This is a genomic window from Enterococcus sp. DIV0755f (assembly GCF_051713725.1).
Taxonomy (GTDB): Bacteria; Bacillota; Bacilli; order Lactobacillales; family Enterococcaceae; genus Enterococcus_D; species Enterococcus_D casseliflavus.
Genome location: NZ_JBIOQL010000001.1, coordinates 2,172,734 through 2,192,984 on the forward strand (window position 1 = coordinate 2,172,734; position 20,251 = coordinate 2,192,984).

The window sequence follows — 20,251 nt, forward strand, 5'->3', positions numbered from 1 at the left end:
TAAAAAAACAGGAAAGAAGCAATAGCAATCTCTTCTTTCCTGTTTTGATCAACGGGTTAAGTAACCTTTATAGTCGTCTACATGAAGCAAACGCTTGGCATTTTTCACCCGATCTTCTGTTGGTGGTTCGATCCCTTCAAGGGGATATTTCAAACCAAGCTCATCCCACTTGTATTTCCCCATCGTGTGATAAGGCAAGATCTCTACTTTATCGACATTCTTCAGTGTTTTGATAAACTCATCCAAACGGATCAAAAATTCATCATAGTCGCTTCTAAAAGGAACCAGCACGTGACGAATCCAGACAGGCTGATTGATCTCTGAAAGATAATTCGCCATATCCAAAATATTATCGTTCGATTGGGTAGTCAACTCTTTATGGGCTTTGTTATCAATGTGCTTGATATCAAACAATAACAAGTCAGTAACGGTCATCAGCTCTTGAAACTTGCTAAAAAATGGTTCTTCCCGTGTAAATGGTTTTCCACAAGTATCTAATGTCGTGCTGACACCTTCTGCTTTGGCTTTACGAAACAGATCGATCAGAAAGTCCATCTGAAGCAATGGTTCCCCACCACTGACGGTGATCCCACCTTTTTGTCCCCAGAATTCGCGATATTTCAATGCCTCTTCTAAGACATCATCAGTCGTTCGTTCGACACCGGTGCCAATCTTCCATGTATCTGGATTATGACAAAACTGGCAACGCATGCGGCATCCTTGCATGAATACAATAAAACGGATACCTGGTCCATCTACTGATCCAAAACTTTCTGTTGAATGTACTTGTCCTGTTACTGCCATAATGCTCTTCCTTTCTTCGAAACGACGGATGACCACGCTCCGTCTGATACTTTCAAAACAAGAGGCGGCGGATTTTCCCGTCCGCCGCCTGAAGTTGTTGCTTATTACATTGCTTCGTGCATTGTACGAGCAATCACGTCATCTTGTTGTTCTTTTGTTAATTTAATGAAGTTTACTGCATAGCCAGATACCCGAATCGTTAATTGTGGGTATTTTTCTGGGTGAGCTTGCGCATCAAGCAATGTGTCACGGTTAAATACGTTGATATTTAAGTGGTGACCACCTTTTGCTGCATAGCCATCTAGCATTGTTGCTAGGTTTTCTTGTTGTGTTTCGTCGTCACGTCCTAATGCTTTAGGTACGATCGAGAAGGTGTTTGAAATACCATCTAATGAGTAATCATATGGTAATTTCGCAACTGATGAAAGACTTGCCAAAGCACCATGCGTATCGCGACCATGCATTGGGTTTGCACCTGGAGCAAATGGTGCGCCTGCACGACGTCCATCAGGAGTGTTCCCTGTTTTCTTACCATAAACCACGTTAGAAGTGATAGTAAGGATCGACGTTGTGTGTTTTGAATCACGGTATGTTTTCGTGCGTTTTACTTTTTTCATGAAGACTTTCAACAAGTTGACTGCGATATCATCTACGCGGTCATCATTGTTTCCGTATTTCGGATAATCGCCTTCGATTTCGTAATCTTCAACAATGCCGTTTTCATCACGGATCGTACGAACTTTGGCATATTTGATCGCTGATAATGAGTCAACTGCAACAGAGAAACCAGCGATACCAGTAGCCATCGTACGTAGAATGTCTGTATCTTGTAGCGCCATTTCAATGCGTTCATAAGAATATTTGTCGTGCATGTAATGAATGATGTTCAATGTGTTCACATACAGATCACAAATCCAGTCCATCATTGTGTCATATTTTTCCATTACTTCGTTATAATCCAAGTATTCAGAAGTAATTGGTTGGAATTTTGGTCCAACTTGTGCTTTTGATTTTTCATCGACCCCACCGTTGATTGCATACAACAATGTTTTCGCTAAGTTGGCACGAGCACCAAAGAATTGCATTTGTTTTCCGATGCGCATTGCGGATACACAACAAGCGATTCCGTAGTCGTCGCCCCAATGTCCACGCATCACATCATCGTTTTCATATTGAATCGCTGATGTTTGGATAGACATTTTCGCACAAAATGTTTTGAAATTATGAGGCAAACGTGTTGACCATAAAACAGTCAAGTTTGGTTCTGGTGCTGGGCCTAAGTTTGCTAAAGTGTGTAAGAAACGGAAGCTGTTTTTCGTTACCATATGACGTCCGTCTTCACCCATACCAGCGATTGATTCAGTTACCCAAGTTGGGTCACCAGAGAACAATGCGTTGTAATCAGGCGTCCGAGCAAATTTCACAAGACGTAGTTTCATGACGAAATGGTCAACGATTTCTTGTGCTTCTTCTTCAGTGATCACGCCATTTTTCAAATCGCGTTCAACATAAATATCAAGGAAAGTTGACGTACGTCCCAATGACATTGCTGCACCATTTTGCTCTTTGATGGCTGCTAAGTAACCAAGATATAACCATTGGAATGCTTCTTTCGCCGTTTGAGCTGGTTTAGAAATATCAAATCCGTAAATGTTTCCTAATTCTTTCAATTCGCTTAACGCACGAATTTGTTCACTCAATTCTTCACGTTGGCGGATAATGTCTTCAGACATCGTTCCGTTTCCGCAATACAATAGGTCTTGTTGTTTTTCTTTGATCAAGAAGTCCACACCGTATAATGCCACACGTCGGTAGTCACCAATGATTCGGCCACGGCCGTAAGCATCAGGAAGACCTGTGATTACACCAGAACGGCGCGCTGCTCTGATTTCAGGTGTATAAGCATCAAAAACTCCTTGGTTATGTGTTTTACGGTAGTCACGGAAAATGTGAGAGACTTCCGCATCAATTTCATAGCCATAAGATTCTGCTGCTTGTTCTGACATGCGGATGCCACCAAATGGTTGCAAGCTGCGTTTAAATGGTTTTTCCGTTTGGAAACCAACAACTGTTTCTAAGTCTTTGTCTAAGTAGCCAGGTCCATGAGAAGTGATCGTTGAAACGACTTTTGTATCCATATCCAATACGCCGCCAGCTTCACGCTCTTGCTTGTTCAGTTCCATGACTTGATCCCATAGCTTCGTCGTTGCTTCAGTAGCATCTGCTAGGAATTCATCTGTTCCGTCATAAGGTGTGTAGTTTTCTTGGATGAAGTCGCGTACGTTTACTTCTTCTTTCCAAGTTTTTCCTTTAAATCCATTCCATTGTTCCATTTGATGGACCTCCTTAAATTTTCTGTTCACTAATGTAACAGCTTTACGTGAACAGTATAACACACACCTTAATGATTGCAAGCATTTTCAAGAATTATTTTTAACAATTTATTTTTTTTTAAGATATTAATTACTAAAAACGTTGATTTATAGGCATTTAATAAATGTGAAACTTTTATTAAAGTACCTTTTTCGTTAATGTGAAAGATTAATTATGAGACAAAAAGCAACCCTTCTGTACTGGTACAGAAGGGTTGCTTTGTTATAATTTATAGTACAGAATCCTCTGCGATTGCAGGACTGATTTGGGTTTTCACTTCGTAGATTTGTCCTCCTGTTTTCTCATCCATGATAAATGAGCCGTTGGAGGTCCGATCATTGATCGGGATTTGGTTGGTGATCACTTCAAAGGATTGTCCTTTTTGATTCGTCACTAGCAGTTGCTGATTTTCCCCACTGCCCATATAGACGACGCGATGAGGATTTTTCTTCAATTCCCGCAAGACCATCAATCCGCGCTTCGCCCGACCTAATTGGTTGATTTCTTGAGCCAACATTCGTTTTGCTGCGCCACGTTGGGTGATCAAAACGATCGGTGTATCCCCTTCTGAATAAACGAGCAACCCATTGATAAGATAATCATCCGCTTTAAGGTTCATCGCTTTGACCCCAGCTGCTTTTGGTCCCACAACAGGCACTTCATTAAGCGGGTAGCGTAAGCCAAAGGCAAGATGACTGACTAAGAATACATCCATTTCTTCCGTTTGATCCGTCAAAAAGACGTTGACCAATTCATCTGATTCATCTTTCAGCTTCATGATCGTCATCGGCCGTGTTTTATAGGTGCGCCAAGGTTCAAATTCCGTCATTCGTGTCTGTTTGATCATACCGTTTTTACTAATCAGCACGAAATTTTTCAATGGATCGATCTCTTTGTAGGCAAAGACCCCAATGATCATTTCATCTTGCGCCAGTGTCATGACTGTTTGCGAAATATGTTCTCCTAAATCTTTCCATTTTAAATCAGGTAATTCATGGACCGGTCGATAGATCGTGTTCCCTTTATTAGTAACCAACAACAGGTGATCCAACGTGTTCATTTGATTACTGTAAAGTAAAGAGTCGCCTTCTTTCATGCCGATCTCTTCTGGTTTTGAAGCACCGTAAGAACGCAAGCTGCTGCGTTTGACATAGCCGTCTCTTGTGACCGTCACGACTACTTCTTCTTGGGCGACCAAGACTTGTGTTTCGATCTTGATTTCTTGAATTTCTGCTTCGATCTCAGTCAACCGCGGCGTCGTATATTTTTTCTTGATCTCTCGCAGTTCTTTCTTGATCACTTTCAGCAATTCATTTTCTTCATTCAAAATCGTTGTCAATTCAGCGATCGTTTCTGCAAGTTCTTTTGCTTCTGCTTGCAATTGTGTAATGTCCGTATTGGTCAAGCGATACAACTGTAAGTTCACAATGGCTTCTGCTTGTTCTTCGGTAAAACCATGTTGAACCACCAGATTATTTTTGGCATCTTTTTTGTCTTTACTACCGCGAATGGTAGCGATCACCTCATCAAGGATCGACAAAGCTTTGATCAGCCCATCAACGATATGCTGTCTTTTTTGCGCTTTTTGCAGCTCAAAACGACTGCGTTTTTCGATCACTTCACGGCGATGTTTGATGTAGCTTTCTAAAATCCGCTTTAATCCGACTTGCTGAGGACGCATATTGTCGATTGCCACCATGTTGAAGTTGTAGTTGATCTGCAATTCGGTATTCTTAAATAAATAATTTAAAATCCCTTGCGCATTTGCCTCTTTTTTCAGCTCGACAACAATCTGTAGTCCAGTACGATCTGTTTCATCTCGTACTTCAGCAATCCCATCAATGCGTTTATTCAAACGGATCTCATCCATTTTTTTGACTAAGTTGGCTTTATTGACCTCATACGGGATCTCATTGATGACGATTTGCTGTTTGCCGCCTTTGATGTCTTCGATCTTGGTTTTCGAACGCAGGATCACTTTGCCTTTGCCTGTTTCATACGCTTTTTTGATTTCTTCTTTCCCTTGTAAAATACCCCCTGTTGGAAAATCAGGGCCAGGAATGTACTTCATCAGCTGATCCAAAGAAGCTTGCGGATGGTCGATCAAATAGATCGTTCCATCGATGATTTCCCCTAAATTGTGGGTAGGGATCTCTGTTGCATAACCAGCTGAGATCCCAGTTGAGCCATTGACTAACAGATTCGGGTATTTTGCTGGTAGAACAGTTGGTTCTTTTTCAGTATCATCAAAGTTCCAAACTAATTCCACGGTGTTTTTTTCAATATCTTTTAATAGCTCACCACTTAATTCCGAAAGCCGTGCTTCCGTATAACGCATGGCAGCTGGCGGATCACCATCCATACTCCCGTTGTTCCCGTGCATTTCAATCAAAATCTGACGTAGCTTCCAGTCTTGACTCATGCGGACCATTGCTTCATAGATACTCGAGTCCCCATGGGGGTGAAAATTCCCCATGATATTTCCGACAGATTTTGCTGATTTGCGGAAGCCTTTGTCATAGGTATTGCCGTCTTGGTTCATGGCAAATAAAATCCGTCGCTGAACCGGTTTTAACCCATCACGAATATCTGGCAATGCCCGTTCTTGAATAATGTATTTGGAATATCGACCGAAGCGATCTCCCATCACTTCTTCCAATGTCAATTCTTGTATATTGCTTTTGTGTTCCAAGAGACCACCTCCTATTCCTTAACTAACTGTTTGCTGTCTGCTTGTTCGGTATCCATTAATTTTTCATCAACTAATTCAGGTACCGTATCTTCTTTTTTATCCAAAATACTGCCATCTTCTTCTAAACTAAATTGAACATGACTTTCGATCCACTTCCGACGAGGTTCTACCTTGTCCCCCATCAAAGTGGTGACGCGACGTTCTGCTTGGGCAGCATCATCGATCCGTACCCGAATCAGTGTCCGCGTTTCTGGGTCCATGGTCGTTTCCCACAATTGGTCGGCATTCATTTCTCCTAACCCTTTGTAGCGCTGTAGGAGATAGCCTTTGCCGATTTTTTGGGTCAGTTTGCTTAGTTCATCATCGGTCCAAGCGTATTCGACTACTGCTTTTTTCCCTAACCCTTTTGACACTTTGTACAGAGGCGGCAAAGCAATGTATACTTTCCCCGCTTCGATCAAAGGTTTCATATACCGGTAGAAAAAGGTTAAAAGCAGCACTTGGATGTGCGCCCCATCGGTATCCGCATCGGTCATGATGATCACTTTATCATAGTTGCAGTCTTCAATTGAAAACTCTGGGCCAACACCGGCACCGATAGTATAGATCATCGTATTGATTTCTTCATTTTTCAAAATATCCTGCATCTTGGCTTTTTCAGTATTGATGACTTTGCCTCGCAATGGCAAGATGGCTTGGAACTTGCGGTCTCGTCCTTGCTTTGCTGAACCACCCGCAGAATCCCCCTCCACCAAATACAATTCATTTTTCTTAGGATTACGAGATTGCGCAGGTGTTAATTTACCAGAAAGCAGTGACTCGCCTTTTTTGCGTTTCTTTCCAGTACGGCTTTCTTCTCTCGCCTTTCTGGCAGCTTCACGGGCCTCTCTTGCCTTGATCGCTTTACGAACCAGCATTTGACTCATTTCACTGTTTTCTTGTAGATAATAGCCTAGCTGCTCACCAATCACATTGTCTACCGCATTTCTTGCTAAGGGTGTCCCTAATTTCCCTTTGGTCTGTCCTTCAAATTGCAAAAGATTTTCTGGCACGCGGATCGACAGAACTGCCGCTAACCCTTCACGGAAATCACTGCCTTCAAGGTTCTTATCTTTTTCCTTCAACAAATTGACCTTGCGGGCATACTCATTGAAGGCTTTGGTCATTGACGTCTTCATCCCAACTTCATGGGTACCGCCATCTTTGGTACGTACATTGTTGACAAAGGACAAGACGTTTTCTGAATACCCATCATTGTATTGGAAGGCAAGCTCTACTTCGATGGCTTCTTTCGTGCCAGAAAAATAAACCACTTGGGTCAAGGTATCTTTTTCTTCATTTAAATAATCAACAAACTCTTTGATGCCTTCCTCATATAAAAAGACTTCATGAATCGGTTCTTCCCCACGTTCGTCCGTCAGGGAGATTTTGACCCCTTTCAACAAGAACGCTGATTCTCTCAAACGTTCAGCGAGAATCTCATAGGAGAATTTGGTTGCAGAAAAGATTGTATCGTCTGGTTTGAACGTAACGGTTGTTCCCGTTGGTTTACGGGTTTTGCCGATTTTTTTCAAAGTACCTGCTGGTTTCCCGCCGTCTTTGAAGCTCTGTTTGTATTCGATACCGTCTCGAACGATGACCACTTCTAGCCAGCTGGATAAGGCATTTACAACACTGGCACCAACCCCATGAAGGCCGCCAGAAGTTTTGTAGCCGCCTTGGCCAAACTTTCCGCCAGCATGTAACACGGTGAAGATCACTTCAACAGTTGGGATTCCAGATGCATGTGTCCCGACCGGCATTCCCCGACCATTGTCTCGAACACTGATACTATTGTCTTTATGGATTGTAACATCGATTTCATTGCCGTATCCTGAGAGTGCCTCATCAACCGCATTATCGACGATTTCATACACTAAGTGGTGCAAGCCGCGGCTATCGGTCGAGCCGATATACATTCCTGGCCGTTTTCTTACTGCTTCCAGACCCTCTAAGACCTGAATGGAAGCATCATTATATTCTGTGGTTTTCTTTGCCAAACCCACCGCTCCTTTAATCTTGATCAGTCCTTTTCTAATGATGAAAGGACTGCAAAAAAAATCTTAACACAAAATACGCTTTTTTCAAGCGAACATTTTTCTAAACTATCTTATCCTTTTTCCTTTGTTTGCACAAGCTAGAGTCGCAAAATGGCTTGTTTGTGTTTCACAGCTCTGAGAAAAGCTGTTTTTCTTCTTTGTCTGACCAGCGAAAGATTTTCTTATTGTTGGAAAGGCGTTTTCATGCTAAAATTGCCCTAGCCTTGCAAAGAAAGTTGGTTATTATGAATACGATTCTTTTATTTATTGTTGCTTACCTTTTAGGTTCGATCCCCTCTGGTGTTTGGATTGGCCAACTGTTTTTCAAAAAAGATATTCGCCAATTCGGCAGCGGCAATACGGGAACGACCAATACATTTCGCGTCTTAGGAAAAAAAGCCGGCATCGTTGTTTTATTGATGGATATCTTAAAAGGAACTTTGGCGACCAGCTTGCCAGTCATCTTTGGTCTCCATACTGTCAATCCGCTCTGGTTTGGGGTCTGTGCGATCTTAGGTCATACCTTCCCGATCTTTGCCAAATTTAAAGGCGGCAAAGCAGTGGCGACAAGTGCTGGGATGCTCTTAGGATACAATCCGCTCTTTTTCATTTATTCTTCATTGATTTTCGTTATCTGTCTTTATGTGACAAGTATGGTGAGCCTGACCAGTATGATCGCGGCGTGTTTGATCACCTTATCGACGATCGTCTTGCCTTTTATCGCACCTGCGATCTTGCCTGAGCAAAATTGGCTGCTGACCTTCATAGCGATTGGCGTAACGATTTTTATCTTTATTCGCCATCGTGAAAACATTACCCGCATCAAAGATGGGACCGAAAGTCGGGTACCCTTTGGACTGAATAAGGGTCAAACGAACAAATAAGCAGAAGCTGAGAAAAGTCATTGCGCTTTTCCCAGCTTCTTTTTTCATACGTTTATTTAACTGTGATGGAGTACTTTGTTTCAAATAATTCTTCAGGTGGAAGTGCTTGAATCCCCAGCTTTTCTGACAGCTCACCGGAGGCTTCTAGCGTATCTGCGATGCCGCACCATGGTTCAATACATAGAAATGGCGATTTCACTGGATATGTGGACCAAAAACCGACATACGGCATATTATTGTAGCTTAACGTGACACTATGAGGCGATTTTTCACTGCGAATCGAGTAGGAATGTAATCCTTTCGTTTCATAAACTAGCGCATCATTTGCAAACATGTCATGGGTCAAGCGTAGATCCGTATTCGTTTGACCGAGTGTGCGTTGCTCATAATCAATATAGTTGCCTTTTAACGGCAATTTCACCCGTGATTTCTTTGGAGAAAAAGAAAGATAATAGTCTTCAAAAGTCAGCCCTTTTTCAAGTGGGACGTTGAATGCAGGGTGTCCACCAATGGAGAAGAATAGTTCTTTTTGACCGCTATTCTTCACTTGGTATTTGACGACTAAGCCATCACCGCCTAATTCATAACTGACATACAGCTGAAAATCAAACGGATACTTTGCTTTGGTTTCAGTCGAACTTTCTAGTAAAAACAAAGCGTAATCTGTGCGTTGTTCTACGACAGTAAATAACATGTCTCTGGCAAATCCATGACGAGGCAAATGATAACTCTTGCCCTCATGTTGATAGGTGTCCTCTTTTAACGCACCCACGATCGGAAATAAGATCGGTGCATGCTTTCCCCAGTGGTTTGGATCAGCTTGCCAAATATATTCAAGGTCATTGCTCGTATCGACTAAGCTTTGCAGCTCAGCCCCTTTTTCTGCAATTTTTGCTTGCAGATGACCGGCCGTGATGGTAACTGTCATGGTCTCATCTCCTAATATTGATGTTTCGTCAATTCCTCTTTAAAGCGGCTGTTAAGCACTTTTAAATAGGTGCCTTTCATCCCCAAAGAGCGGGATTCAATAATACCGGCAGACTCTAATTTACGCAAAGCGTTCACGATCACCGAACGGGTGATGCCGATACGGTCAGCGATACTTGATGCGGTCAAACGACCTTCGTCTCCTTCTAATGCCTCAAAAATTGCTTGAACAGCTTTTAGCTCACTATAAGAAAGCGTGTTGATCGCCATTTGAACAGCTGTGGTACTGCGAACATCTTCTTCGATACTACGGGATTTTTGGTACAAGAATTGCATACCAACAACCGTCGCACTATATTCCGCTAATACCAAATCATCATCATCAAAGGATGTATCGATTCTGGAAAGAATGATCGTCCCTAAGCGTTCTCCTGCACCGTAGATTGGTACGATGGTTGTTAGTCCGTTGGGATACAGCTCTCGGCCTTCCACAGGAAAAGCCGTCATATCGTCACTGATCGGCACATTGGCTTCTGTGGAAGTCAGGTGATCGACTAAATCTGTATAATTTTTAGGAAACTGTTTTTCGACAAACATTTTTTTGATGCGCTCATTATTGACATCATGGTTCTCAACAAAACCTAACACGCTGCCGTCGACGCTAATAATATACGCATTGCTGTCTAGGATGTTTCCTAAAATGACAGCCATTTTGTCGTAAGGCAAATCAGAAGCTAAATTAAAGGTGTTTTTTTGCTGCAATAATTCGTTGATTTGTCTTGTCTTTTCTAATAATGTTTTCATTGGTCCGCTCCCTTTATAAAATATACCGGCTTAAGTCTTCATCTTTTGCGATTGACGCAAGTTTTTCTTCCACATACGCTTCTGTGATCGTGATTTCACCCATTTGCATCTCAGATGCTTCAAACAATAGATCTTCAAGTAGTTTCTCTAGGATCGTATGCAAACGACGGGCTCCGATATTGTCGGTATCGCGATTCACTTGATACGCGATTTCGGCAATTTTTTCGATGGCTTCCATCGTAAAGACCACTTTGACATTCTCGGTTCCTAACAAGGCAACGTATTGTTTGACTAAGGCATTGTTTGGTTCCGTTAAAATTTTAACAAAGTCTTCCTTCGTCAAGTCATCCAGCTCCACGCGGATCGGGAAACGCCCTTGCAACTCAGGGATCAAATCGCTTGGTTTCGATAGATGGAATGCGCCTGAAGCGATAAAGAGAATATGGTCGGTTTGCAACGTTCCATATTTCGTATTGACTTGTGAGCCTTCAACGATCGGCAAGATATCTCTTTGCACCCCTTCACGAGAAACTTCTCCTGATTGCTGCGATTTCGAAGATACTTTGTCGATTTCATCAAGAAAAATGATGCCGCTAGATTCCGCCAAACGTAATGCTTCGCTATGAATATCCGCGTCGTTGACCAGTTTGGAGGATTCTTCTTGAATTAACAATTCCCGCGCTTCTTTCACGGTTACTGTGCGTTCAATTTTCTTTTGCGGTTTCAATGCACCTAATGTTTCATTCAAATCAATGCCCATTTGTTCTAAGCCATTGTTCATCATTGGCGCTTGATTTTTCGGTTCATCGACTTGGATCGTCACTTCTCGGTTATCCAAAAGGCCTTTTTCTAATTGTTCGAAAATCGCTTGGCGATTGCTGCGAATCTCATCTGTCAATTCTTCTTTTGGTTCTTCTGGTTGTTGTGCGGCGTTGAACATATTCATCATTTGTTCATAAGGATTGGTGTTCTTTTTCTGTTCCTTTTTAATACCAGGAACTAAGACTTTTACTAAACGACGATTGGCTTTTTTCTCCGCTTGGATGCGTACGTTTTTATATTGTTCTTTTTTCACGATTTGGATCGCGTTTTCTACAAGGTCACGAACCATCGATTCTACGTCTCGACCGACATAACCGACTTCTGTGAATTTCGTTGCTTCTAGCTTAACAAAAGGCGCATCAACGATTTTCGCTAACCGTCGCGCAATTTCCGTTTTCCCAACACCCGTTGGTCCAATCATCAAAATATTTTTTGGTGTGACATCTTGCTGCATTTTTTCATCTAATTGCAGTCGGCGGTAACGATTTCTTAATGCGACCGCCACTGATTTTTTGGCATTGGTTTGTCCAACGATGTATTCATCTAATTCTTTCACGATCTCTCGTGGTGATTTGTTTTGGTTTGTCATATCGTCATCCCTCTTTAAAACTCTTCTACAATGATATTGTGATTCGTAAAGACACAAATGTCTGCTGCGATATTCAAGGCACCTTCAGCGATTTCTTTGGCAGATAGTTCACCGCCATAACGTTTCATCGCACGGGCTGCCGCCAAGGCATAGTTTCCACCTGAACCGATAGCTAAAATCCCTTCATCTGGCGAAATGACCTCACCTGTCCCTGAGACTAAGAGCATCTCCTTGTCATTCATGACGATCAGCATCGCCTCTAATTTTTGCATCGATTGCTGCGTCCGCCATTCTTGTGCCAATTCTACTGCAGCTCGTTGCAAGTTTCCGTTGTATTCATTGAGTTTTCCTTCAAATTTTTCTTCCAAGGTAAAGGCATCTGCCACACTACCGGCAAAGCCAACGATCACTTCACCGTTGTAAATTCGACGGACTTTCCGAGCGGTTCCTTTCATAACGACCTGTTCTCCCATCGTTACTTGACCGTCACCAGCCATGGCAAACTTGCCATCTTTTTCAACCGCACAGATGGTGGTTGAATGAAATTCTGACTTCATTTACGTTCCTCCTGTACCAATTTTACGCACGTGGATGAAATTGGCGATAATTTTTTTGTAAACTGTCTTTGGTGACATGCGCATAGATCTGTGTCGTAGATAGATTGGCATGCCCCAACAATTCTTGAACGGTCCGCATATCGGCGCCGTTGTTTAATAGATGGGTCGCAAACGTATGCCGCAGCATATGAGGATGGATTTTACTATCTAAACTGCTTTTTCGGATGATTTGATTCAACACATACTCGATCCCTGTTGCAGTGATCCCATCACCTAGATGATTCACGAAGAGAACCTCGTGTTCCTTGTTCTGCTTTTCCATCAGTTGCTTGCGTCCTGAGGAAAGATAGCGCTTGACTGCCGCTTGTGCGTAACTGCCGAAAGGAACATAGCGATCTTTGTTGCCTTTTCCGTGGATCAGCAAAACGCCGCTTTCCCAATCGATCGCGCCCAGCGTCAGACTGCTACACTCGCTGACCCGCAGACCTGAACCATAAAGGACTTCTAACAATGCTTGATTGCGCTGTTGTAATGGCTCATCACCAGCGACACTTCGAAAAAGAGCATCCATTTCCTTTTCATAAAAAAAACGCGGCAATTTAGCGTTTTTCTTTTTTAAATGAATGTAGGCGAAGGGATTCTCTTTGACGATCTCATGCTTGGTTAGAAATTGGTAGAATGAACGCAAGCTAGCCATTTTCCGACTGATGGAATTACGGCTATACCCTCGTTCCGTCAAGTAGCTCAAATAGACACGAACATCACGATACTCCACCGCTAACGGGTCTTCATTGCCAGACTCTTTCAAGAAGTGAAAAAAATCGTTCATATCTTCTTGATACGCTTTTTTTGTCTTTTCCGAATACCCTCTTTCAACAATAAGATAACGAAAAAACTCTTCTTGTAATTGATCCGTTTGCAAAGTAACCCCCCTTTTCATGATTCGAAATAACTTTAGCATAGACCACAAAAAAAAACAAATGAATTGTCAGAATTTAATCAATATTTCAAAGTTTAGACATAATTGTGAAAACTTTCTAAGAATCTTCGTAAGATTCTTATCATTCTTCAGAAAGATCACTCAAAAGAGCCATAAAAACGTACCCGTCCCTTTCTCAAAATAGAGAGGGACTGGTACGTTTCCATTTATTTCCTTTTATTCGATCCGCTCCGTTGTTGGCTGAGGAGAACCATTGCTTTGTGAAACAGCCTGAACTAGCTCTTTGTTTCCTTGTTTTGTGGACATGGTATCATTGATCAACGCCACTAAGTCTAATCCGGTGGTTTCTTTGATCGTATCAAAGGTTCGAGCTAAGCCAACTTCTCCCATTGATTGAAGCCCATCGTTGCCGCCAAAGCTGACCACTTTATCGATATTGCTAAGGGGTGCATTGACTTCTTTCGCAATTTCAGGTAGCACTTTGATAAATTCCATCAAAATACCAGCTTCGTTCAGCTTGGTCAAAGCGATCGCCATTTTTTCTCGGCTTTCCGCTTCGGCTTGACCGACTTTTGCGATTCGTTCCGCATCGGCACTACCTAATTTTTCAATTCGTTCCGCTTCCGCTTGTGCAGCCAATTTGACTTTTTCCGCTTCGGCTTGTGCTCGGGCGATTTCACGTGCTTTGTCTGCTAATGCGTTTTGTTCAACGACATATTTATCTGCTTCGGCTTTTTTACGGACAGTTGCATTCAATTCTTTTTCTGTCAATTCCGCTTGTTTCTCTTGAATCTCAATATTTTTTTCTTGCTCGATCAATTGTACTTTCATTTGCTCACCGACCGCGATTTGCTCTGCTTTCGCATCCGCAACTTCACGTTCTTGTTTGTACTGCGCTTGTTTCAATGCCATATCTTTTGTCGCTTCTGCGATTTCTGTTTGGCGACGGATCTCTTCATGCTGTGCCAACTGTTCATTCTCGGCTTGCTTGATCCGCGTTTCTCTTAAGGCATTGGATTCTGCTACTTCAGCATTCTTCTTCACTTCAGCAATCTGGGGACGCCCTAAAGCATCGAGGTACCCATTGCTGTCGCTAACGTCTTTGATCGTAAATGAAACGATCTCCAGCCCCATTTTTTTCAAATCCGTAGAGGCAACTTCTTGTACTTGTTCCGCAAAATCATCGCGGTTTTTGTAGATGGCTTCCACCGTCATCGTTCCTAGAATTGCCCGTAAGTGACCTTCTAAGACTTCTTGCGCTTCATCTTCCAGTTCACCAGTGGATTTGCCTAAGTATTGTTCAGCGGCTGTCTTGATCGACTCGGTACTGTTGCCGACTTTCACTAATACCGTGGCACTGGCTTTGATCGGTACGCCTTGTTCTGTATAAACTTCTGGTGTCCCAATCTCTAACTTGTGGGTCAGTAAACTTAATTTATGTGCCTTTTGAACAATAGGAATCACAAACGTCCCACTGTTTTTTAAAATCTTGATGCCTTCTTTTCCTAAAAACGACCCCGTGACGATCAACGCTTCATCGGGTTTTCCGATTCGGTAGCGTATCATCAAAAATGCGATCAATAAAACTACGAGGACAACGCCCCATAAAATCGGATTACTTAAAAAATCAACTGCTGATCCTGTACCCACCATAACCTAACACTTCCTATTCTATAAAATTTTTACTTTCAACCACCAACGCGATCCCTTTTTTATCAAAATCGACAATGATGACTTTGGTGCCGACTGGCAATCGAACATTGTTTTCACGATCTTCTTCTCGAAAAAAACGAGCAGGATAAACAGAACGTGCACCTTGACTCCCTATTTCCATGACTTCGCCGATTGTATCTCCGACAATCTTTTCCGTCAGTTCGCCGATCACAAACTCATTGCGGCTAATGACATTGCTGCGGTTTTTGTCTGTGATGCGATTGTAGAGCCACATAAAGGGCCCCAACAGCAAACTAAATGCAACAAAAACAACGAAAATGACCCCGACCAAGAGGATCAGCCAACCTAAAAATTGGATCACTGTAGGAAAACGCTGTAAATAGTTTTGAATCAAATGAATCCATTCTCCGATCACCATCTTCACCACCTTCTGTCATTGTTACTGTCTATCATAAGTCACCTTGATTAAAGTTTCAAGACAAATTAAAAAAAAACTTTCTCACCAATTATCAGTAAGAAAGTTTTCAATCATCGTGCTTATAATTGTTCCTTGGCTTTTTCTAAAGCAGCTAACGCTCGATTTGCCAATGCTTCATAACGGGATTTCTTGTCTCTGATTCGCTCTGGAAGTTCTGGCAACAACCCAAAGTTTGCATTCATTGGTTGGAAGTGTTTGCCTTCAGCATGGGTGATATAATACGCCATACTACCAATCGTCGTTTCTTGTGGCATAATGATCGGTGCTTCGCCTTTTGCAAGTTTGGCAGCGTTGATGCCAGCCATCAACCCGCTGGCTGCACTTTCCACATATCCTTCGACCCCTGTCATTTGTCCAGCAAAAAAGAGGTCCTCACGTTTTTTCGATTGATAAGTTTGTTGCAAAAGCTCAGGTGAATTCATAAAACTATTCCGATGCATCACGCCATAGCGCACAAATTCAGCCTCTTCCAAGCCAGGGATCATCCGGAATACCCGTTTTTGTTCGCCCCATTTCAAATGTGTTTGAAAGCCAACGATGTTGTAAAGAGAAGCCGCCGCATTGTCTTGACGCAGCTGAATCACTGCGTAAGGACGCTTGCCAGTTTTCGGATCTTCTAACCCAACTGGTTTCATCGGACCAAACAACATGGTTTTCGGACCACGACCAGCCATGACTTCGATCGGCATACACCCTTCAAAGAATTTTTCTTTTTCGAATTCTTTCAAAGGAGCCACCTCTGCATTGACCAAGGCCTCACGAAACGCATAAAACTCCTCTTCATTCATCGGACAGTTCAGATAGGCTGCTTCACCTTTATCGTAACGAGATTTCAAATAAACTTTATCCATATTGATGGTTGATTTGTCAACGATTGGTGCTGCGGCATCATAGAAATAAAATCCTTCAGATCCGTTAAAGGCTTGGATCGCTTTTGAGAGCGGTTCAGAAGTCAATGGACCTGTTGCGATCACAGTGATGCCTTCTGGAATTTCAGTGATCTCCTCTTCGATGACTGTAACTAAAGGATGCTCCTTGACACGTTTGGTGACCAACTCTGAAAAATCATCGCGATCCACAGCTAAGGCACCACCTGCTGGAACCGCTGTTTTGTCTGCAGAAGTGATAATCACTGAATCCAAGCGACGCATTTCTTCTTTCAAGACACCGACCGCATTCGTTAAATTGTTGCCTCGTAGTGAATTGGTACAAACAAGCTCGGCAAAATTATTTGTGTGATGAGCTTCTGTCGACTTCTTAGGACGCATTTCATAAAGATTTACTGCGACACCTGCTTGCGCTGCTTGCCACGCAGCCTCGCTTCCGGCTAAACCGGCACCAATAACATTGATTTCTTTCATAGTGCTCTCCTTTTATTTCAAAAGCTCGTCTCTTTTCATAAGAAACAGCTTGTATTAATCAAAAGGACCGGCGCTTTCTTTTGTCAGCCAACGATGAGGCTGACCGTTCAAGAGAATACGCCGATTCTTTTTTAACAGGATATCCTGCTAGTTATTTTTGCACATTTTCTTCATAGTCGCCTTTGATACAAACGACTTGTTTCCCGCCTTTGACTTTCTTTTCGACTAAATAATTATCACACTTCGGACAATTACGACCCACTGGTTTGTCCCAAGAAGTAAAGTCACATTCAGGGTAGCGGGTACAACCATAAAACAACCGGTTTTTCTTCGATTTGCGTTCAACGACTTGCCCTTGATGACAGACAGGGCACTCAACGCCGATTTCTTTCACGATTGGTTTTGTGTTGCGGCAATCTGGGAAATTACTGCAAGCATAAAACTTTCCGTAGCGGCCTAATTTGATCACCATCGGATGACCACAAAGATCGCAATCAAAGCCTGCAGGTTCATCTTTGATTTGAATTTTTTCGATACTTTCTTCTGCAGTCGTCAATTCTTTTTCAAATGGGCGATAAAACTGATCGACAACTTTGACCCATTCTTCTTTCCCAGCTTCAATGCTATCCAAGCTATTTTCCATTTCAGCAGTAAAATGCATATCAACAATTTGCGGGAAGAATTCCTCGATCAACGAATTGACGATCTCACCAAGTTCAGTTGGCTCAAAACGTTTTTGCGTCAATTTCACATAATAACGCCGCTGAATGGTTTCTAACGTCGGTGCATAGGTTGAAGGACGACCCACACCGTTTTCCTCAAGGGTTTTGATCAACGTTGCTTCGCTGTAACGAGCAGGTGGTTGGGTGAAATGCTGTTTCGGTTCGATCGATACGGATTGAACGACATCTCCTTCGACTAACTCTGGCAAGATGTTCTCTTTGTCTTCTTTGCCATCATCGCGTCCTTCCACATAGACCTGCATAAATCCTTTGAATTTGATCTTTGAACCATTGGCAATAAAGATGACACCATTTTGATCCAAAGTAACTTTCATCGTATCCAAAATGGCAGGCGTCATTTGACTAGCCACAAAGCGAGACCAGATCAAGCGATACAATTTTAATTGGTCTTTGTCTAAGAATTTCTCTATGGCTTCTGGCGTACGCAAAACACTGGTCGGTCTTACTGCTTCATGGGCATCCTGCGCCCCTTGTGCATTGGCGCGTTTTTTGCCACCGTGAGCGGAGAACTCTGAACCATAGGTGTTTTCGATAAATTCGGCTGCTTCCCCTTTGGCTGTGTCAGCGATTCGCGTCGAGTCGGTACGCATATAGGTAATCAAACCGACAGTCCCTTGTTTGCCAAGGGCGATCCCTTCATAGAGCTGCTGTGCGACCATCATGGTTTTCCGTGTTCGAAAATTCAGTTTGCGGGCTGCTTCTTGTTGCAAACTACTGGTGGTAAATGGTGCAGATGGATTCCGTTTGCGTTCTTTCTTTTCAACCTTTGTCACTTGAAAGTCTTTACCAGAAAGGCGATCGGTGACTTCTTTAATACTTTCAGCATTCGGTAATTTTTTCTTTTTGCCATCTAAGCCCCAAAAATTGGCTTTGAATTTCTTCGTGGCTTTTTTAAAGTTTCCATCAATGCTCCAATATTCTTCAGGAACAAAATCACGGATCTCTTTTTCACGATCAATAATGATCTTAAGCGCCACCGATTGAACACGTCCAGCACTTAACCCTTTTTTGACTTTGCGCCAAAGGATCGGACTCAATGAATACCCGACTAATCGGTCTAAGATCCGCCGTGCTTGTTGAGCATCAACGAGATCCACATCGATCGTTCTTGGCTCTTTGAAGGCTGCTTTGACCGCATCTTTAGTGATTTCATTAAAGACGACACGATTTTTATCTTTTAAATCTAGTCCAAGTAGAAAAGCTAAATGCCAAGCAATGGCTTCTCCTTCTCTATCCGGGTCACTTGCGAGGTAGACTTTTTCAGCTTTTTTCGCAGCAGAACGGAGACTTTTGATCACGTCACCTTTTCCACGGATCGAAATGTAATGAGGCTCATAATCATTTTCGACATCGATCCCCATCTTACTTTTAGGGAGATCACGAATATGACCGACACTTGCGACGACTTTGTAATTTCGTCCAAGGTATTTTTCAATGGTTTTCGCCTTTGCTGGCGATTCCACGATTACTAAATATTTATATGCCATATAAAGAATGGCTCCTTCCTGAATTTTTCCTACTATTATATTCTATCAATCAGTGAACCTATCGTATGCAGATGAAACATACAAATCGTAGCTTATCATAGCTTTCAAGAAAAGGTTTGTCAAGGAAGGTTGATTGGAAAAATCAAAAAAAGGCTAACTCTTGTAAAATATCCGACACGCTAATCGTACATTTTGCACCATCTTGAATCAAGCGGTGACAACCTTTTGACTGATCCGAAATCATTTCACCAGGCACTGCAAAAACTTCTCGTCCGTTTTCCATCGCTAACTGTGCCGTAATCAAAGAACCGCTTCTTTCCTTGGCTTCAATTACGCAGACCCCTTTTGAGATCCCAGCAATAATGCGATTGCGCAGAGGAAAGTGGTATCTTTGCGGTTTGGTATCGTGGGGATATTCGCTTAGCACCAGATGTTCTTGACGGATCTGCTGGAACAAACGGTAGGAAGATGACGGATAACAATGGTCCATCCCAGAAGCAATCACAGCAATGGTTTGTCCACGATTTCTGATGGCTGATTCATGGGCAAAGCTGTCGACACCATTGGCCAATCCGCTAACGATGGTATAATTTTCCGTCACTAGAGGTGGAATCAGCTTTTCGCAAACTTTTCGTGCGTATAAGGACGCCGTTCTTGCACCAACAAAGCCAATCATGGTCGTTTGTAGCAATTGCAGATTCCCTTCATAAAAAAGCATCAATGGCGGGTCCGCAATTTGTCGTAAAAGCATCGGATACTCCGCCGAGAAGAAAGTGAGGTAGTTTTGTGCGCCCATCTTTTGTGCGATGTGTTCGTCCGTCAATCGCTCCCATGATCGCCGAAAAACCGCACGGTGCTGTGGAAGGACCCCGATGGCAATCATCTCTTCCAGCGAACAATTCATCTCTTTTGTTTCCAACCAATGCCAAATGATCTTCCAACAACCTTGCAGACCAATTCCCTGACAGTAGTACAGTTTTATCAACTGTTTTTCAAAATCTGTTGCTTGTTGATACTTCATAAACAAAGCCCTCTTTT

15 protein-coding genes are annotated in these 20,251 nt (G+C 42.6%); 1 reads left to right on the forward strand and 14 read right to left on the reverse strand.

Features of this window, described 5'->3' with window-relative positions; translation table 11 throughout:
- Positions 1–48: 48 nt before the first annotated feature.
- From pflA to parE, 4 genes are all read right to left on the reverse strand, one after another.
- On the reverse strand, positions 49–804 hold the full coding sequence (gene pflA / locus IGI73_RS09845) for a pyruvate formate-lyase-activating protein (RefSeq protein WP_010749400.1): 756 nt from the start codon (positions 802–804) through the stop codon (positions 49–51).
- A gap of 104 nt (positions 805–908) precedes the next feature.
- Positions 909–3,137, reverse strand: a complete 2,229-nt coding sequence (pflB, locus tag IGI73_RS09850; protein WP_438759200.1) for a formate C-acetyltransferase — start codon at positions 3,135–3,137, stop codon at positions 909–911.
- A gap of 269 nt (positions 3,138–3,406) precedes the next feature.
- Positions 3,407–5,869 (reverse strand): DNA topoisomerase IV subunit A, encoded by a 2,463-nt coding sequence (gene parC, locus IGI73_RS09855; protein WP_016610800.1) that lies wholly within the window; start codon positions 5,867–5,869, stop codon positions 3,407–3,409.
- Positions 5,870–5,880: 11 nt separating this feature from the next.
- Entirely contained in the window at positions 5,881–7,908 is a 2,028-nt protein-coding gene (parE, locus tag IGI73_RS09860) for a DNA topoisomerase IV subunit B (protein WP_074535153.1), read from the reverse strand.
- A gap of 284 nt (positions 7,909–8,192) precedes the next feature.
- On the opposite strand from parE, the gene plsY reads away from it, so the two are divergent.
- Positions 8,193–8,831 carry a glycerol-3-phosphate 1-O-acyltransferase PlsY gene (gene plsY, locus IGI73_RS09865; RefSeq protein ID WP_015510003.1) on the forward strand — a complete coding sequence of 213 codons (639 nt, stop codon included), beginning with the start codon at positions 8,193–8,195 and terminating at the stop codon, positions 8,829–8,831.
- 52 nt (positions 8,832–8,883) lie between these two features.
- Here the strand turns inward: plsY and IGI73_RS09870 are convergent, their stop codons facing one another.
- From IGI73_RS09870 to dprA, 10 genes are all read right to left on the reverse strand, one after another.
- On the reverse strand, positions 8,884–9,759 hold the full coding sequence (locus IGI73_RS09870; RefSeq protein WP_010749395.1) for an aldose 1-epimerase family protein: 876 nt from the start codon (positions 9,757–9,759) through the stop codon (positions 8,884–8,886).
- 11 nt (positions 9,760–9,770) lie between these two features.
- Positions 9,771–10,562: a GTP-sensing pleiotropic transcriptional regulator CodY gene (codY, locus tag IGI73_RS09875; RefSeq protein ID WP_005229632.1), complete on the reverse strand. Its 792-nt coding sequence runs from the start codon at positions 10,560–10,562 to the stop codon at positions 9,771–9,773.
- A 13-nt stretch (positions 10,563–10,575) separates the two neighbouring features.
- Entirely contained in the window at positions 10,576–11,973 is a 1,398-nt protein-coding gene (gene hslU / locus IGI73_RS09880; protein ID WP_010749393.1) for an ATP-dependent protease ATPase subunit HslU, read from the reverse strand.
- 14 nt (positions 11,974–11,987) lie between these two features.
- A complete protein-coding gene (gene hslV / locus IGI73_RS09885; protein WP_005229630.1) occupies positions 11,988–12,530 on the reverse strand; it encodes an ATP-dependent protease subunit HslV in 543 nt (180 codons plus the stop codon).
- A gap of 22 nt (positions 12,531–12,552) precedes the next feature.
- Positions 12,553–13,491: a tyrosine recombinase XerC gene (gene xerC, locus IGI73_RS09890; protein WP_325844946.1), complete on the reverse strand. Its 939-nt coding sequence runs from the start codon at positions 13,489–13,491 to the stop codon at positions 12,553–12,555.
- 195 nt (positions 13,492–13,686) lie between these two features.
- Positions 13,687–15,123, reverse strand: a complete 1,437-nt coding sequence (locus tag IGI73_RS09895; protein ID WP_428207118.1) for a flotillin family protein — start codon at positions 15,121–15,123, stop codon at positions 13,687–13,689.
- 13 nt (positions 15,124–15,136) lie between these two features.
- Positions 15,137–15,562 (reverse strand): hypothetical protein, encoded by a 426-nt coding sequence (locus IGI73_RS09900; protein WP_010749390.1) that lies wholly within the window; start codon positions 15,560–15,562, stop codon positions 15,137–15,139.
- Positions 15,563–15,681: 119 nt separating this feature from the next.
- Positions 15,682–16,983: an FADH(2)-oxidizing methylenetetrahydrofolate--tRNA-(uracil(54)-C(5))-methyltransferase TrmFO gene (gene trmFO, locus IGI73_RS09905; RefSeq protein ID WP_005229622.1), complete on the reverse strand. Its 1,302-nt coding sequence runs from the start codon at positions 16,981–16,983 to the stop codon at positions 15,682–15,684.
- A gap of 151 nt (positions 16,984–17,134) precedes the next feature.
- Positions 17,135–19,213 (reverse strand): type I DNA topoisomerase, encoded by a 2,079-nt coding sequence (topA, locus tag IGI73_RS09910; protein WP_325844941.1) that lies wholly within the window; start codon positions 19,211–19,213, stop codon positions 17,135–17,137.
- Between the two features lie 142 nt (positions 19,214–19,355).
- Positions 19,356–20,234, reverse strand: coding sequence for a DNA-processing protein DprA (gene dprA, locus IGI73_RS09915; RefSeq protein ID WP_005229619.1), 879 nt, complete (start codon positions 20,232–20,234; stop codon positions 19,356–19,358).
- Between the last annotated feature and the right edge of the window lie 17 nt (positions 20,235–20,251).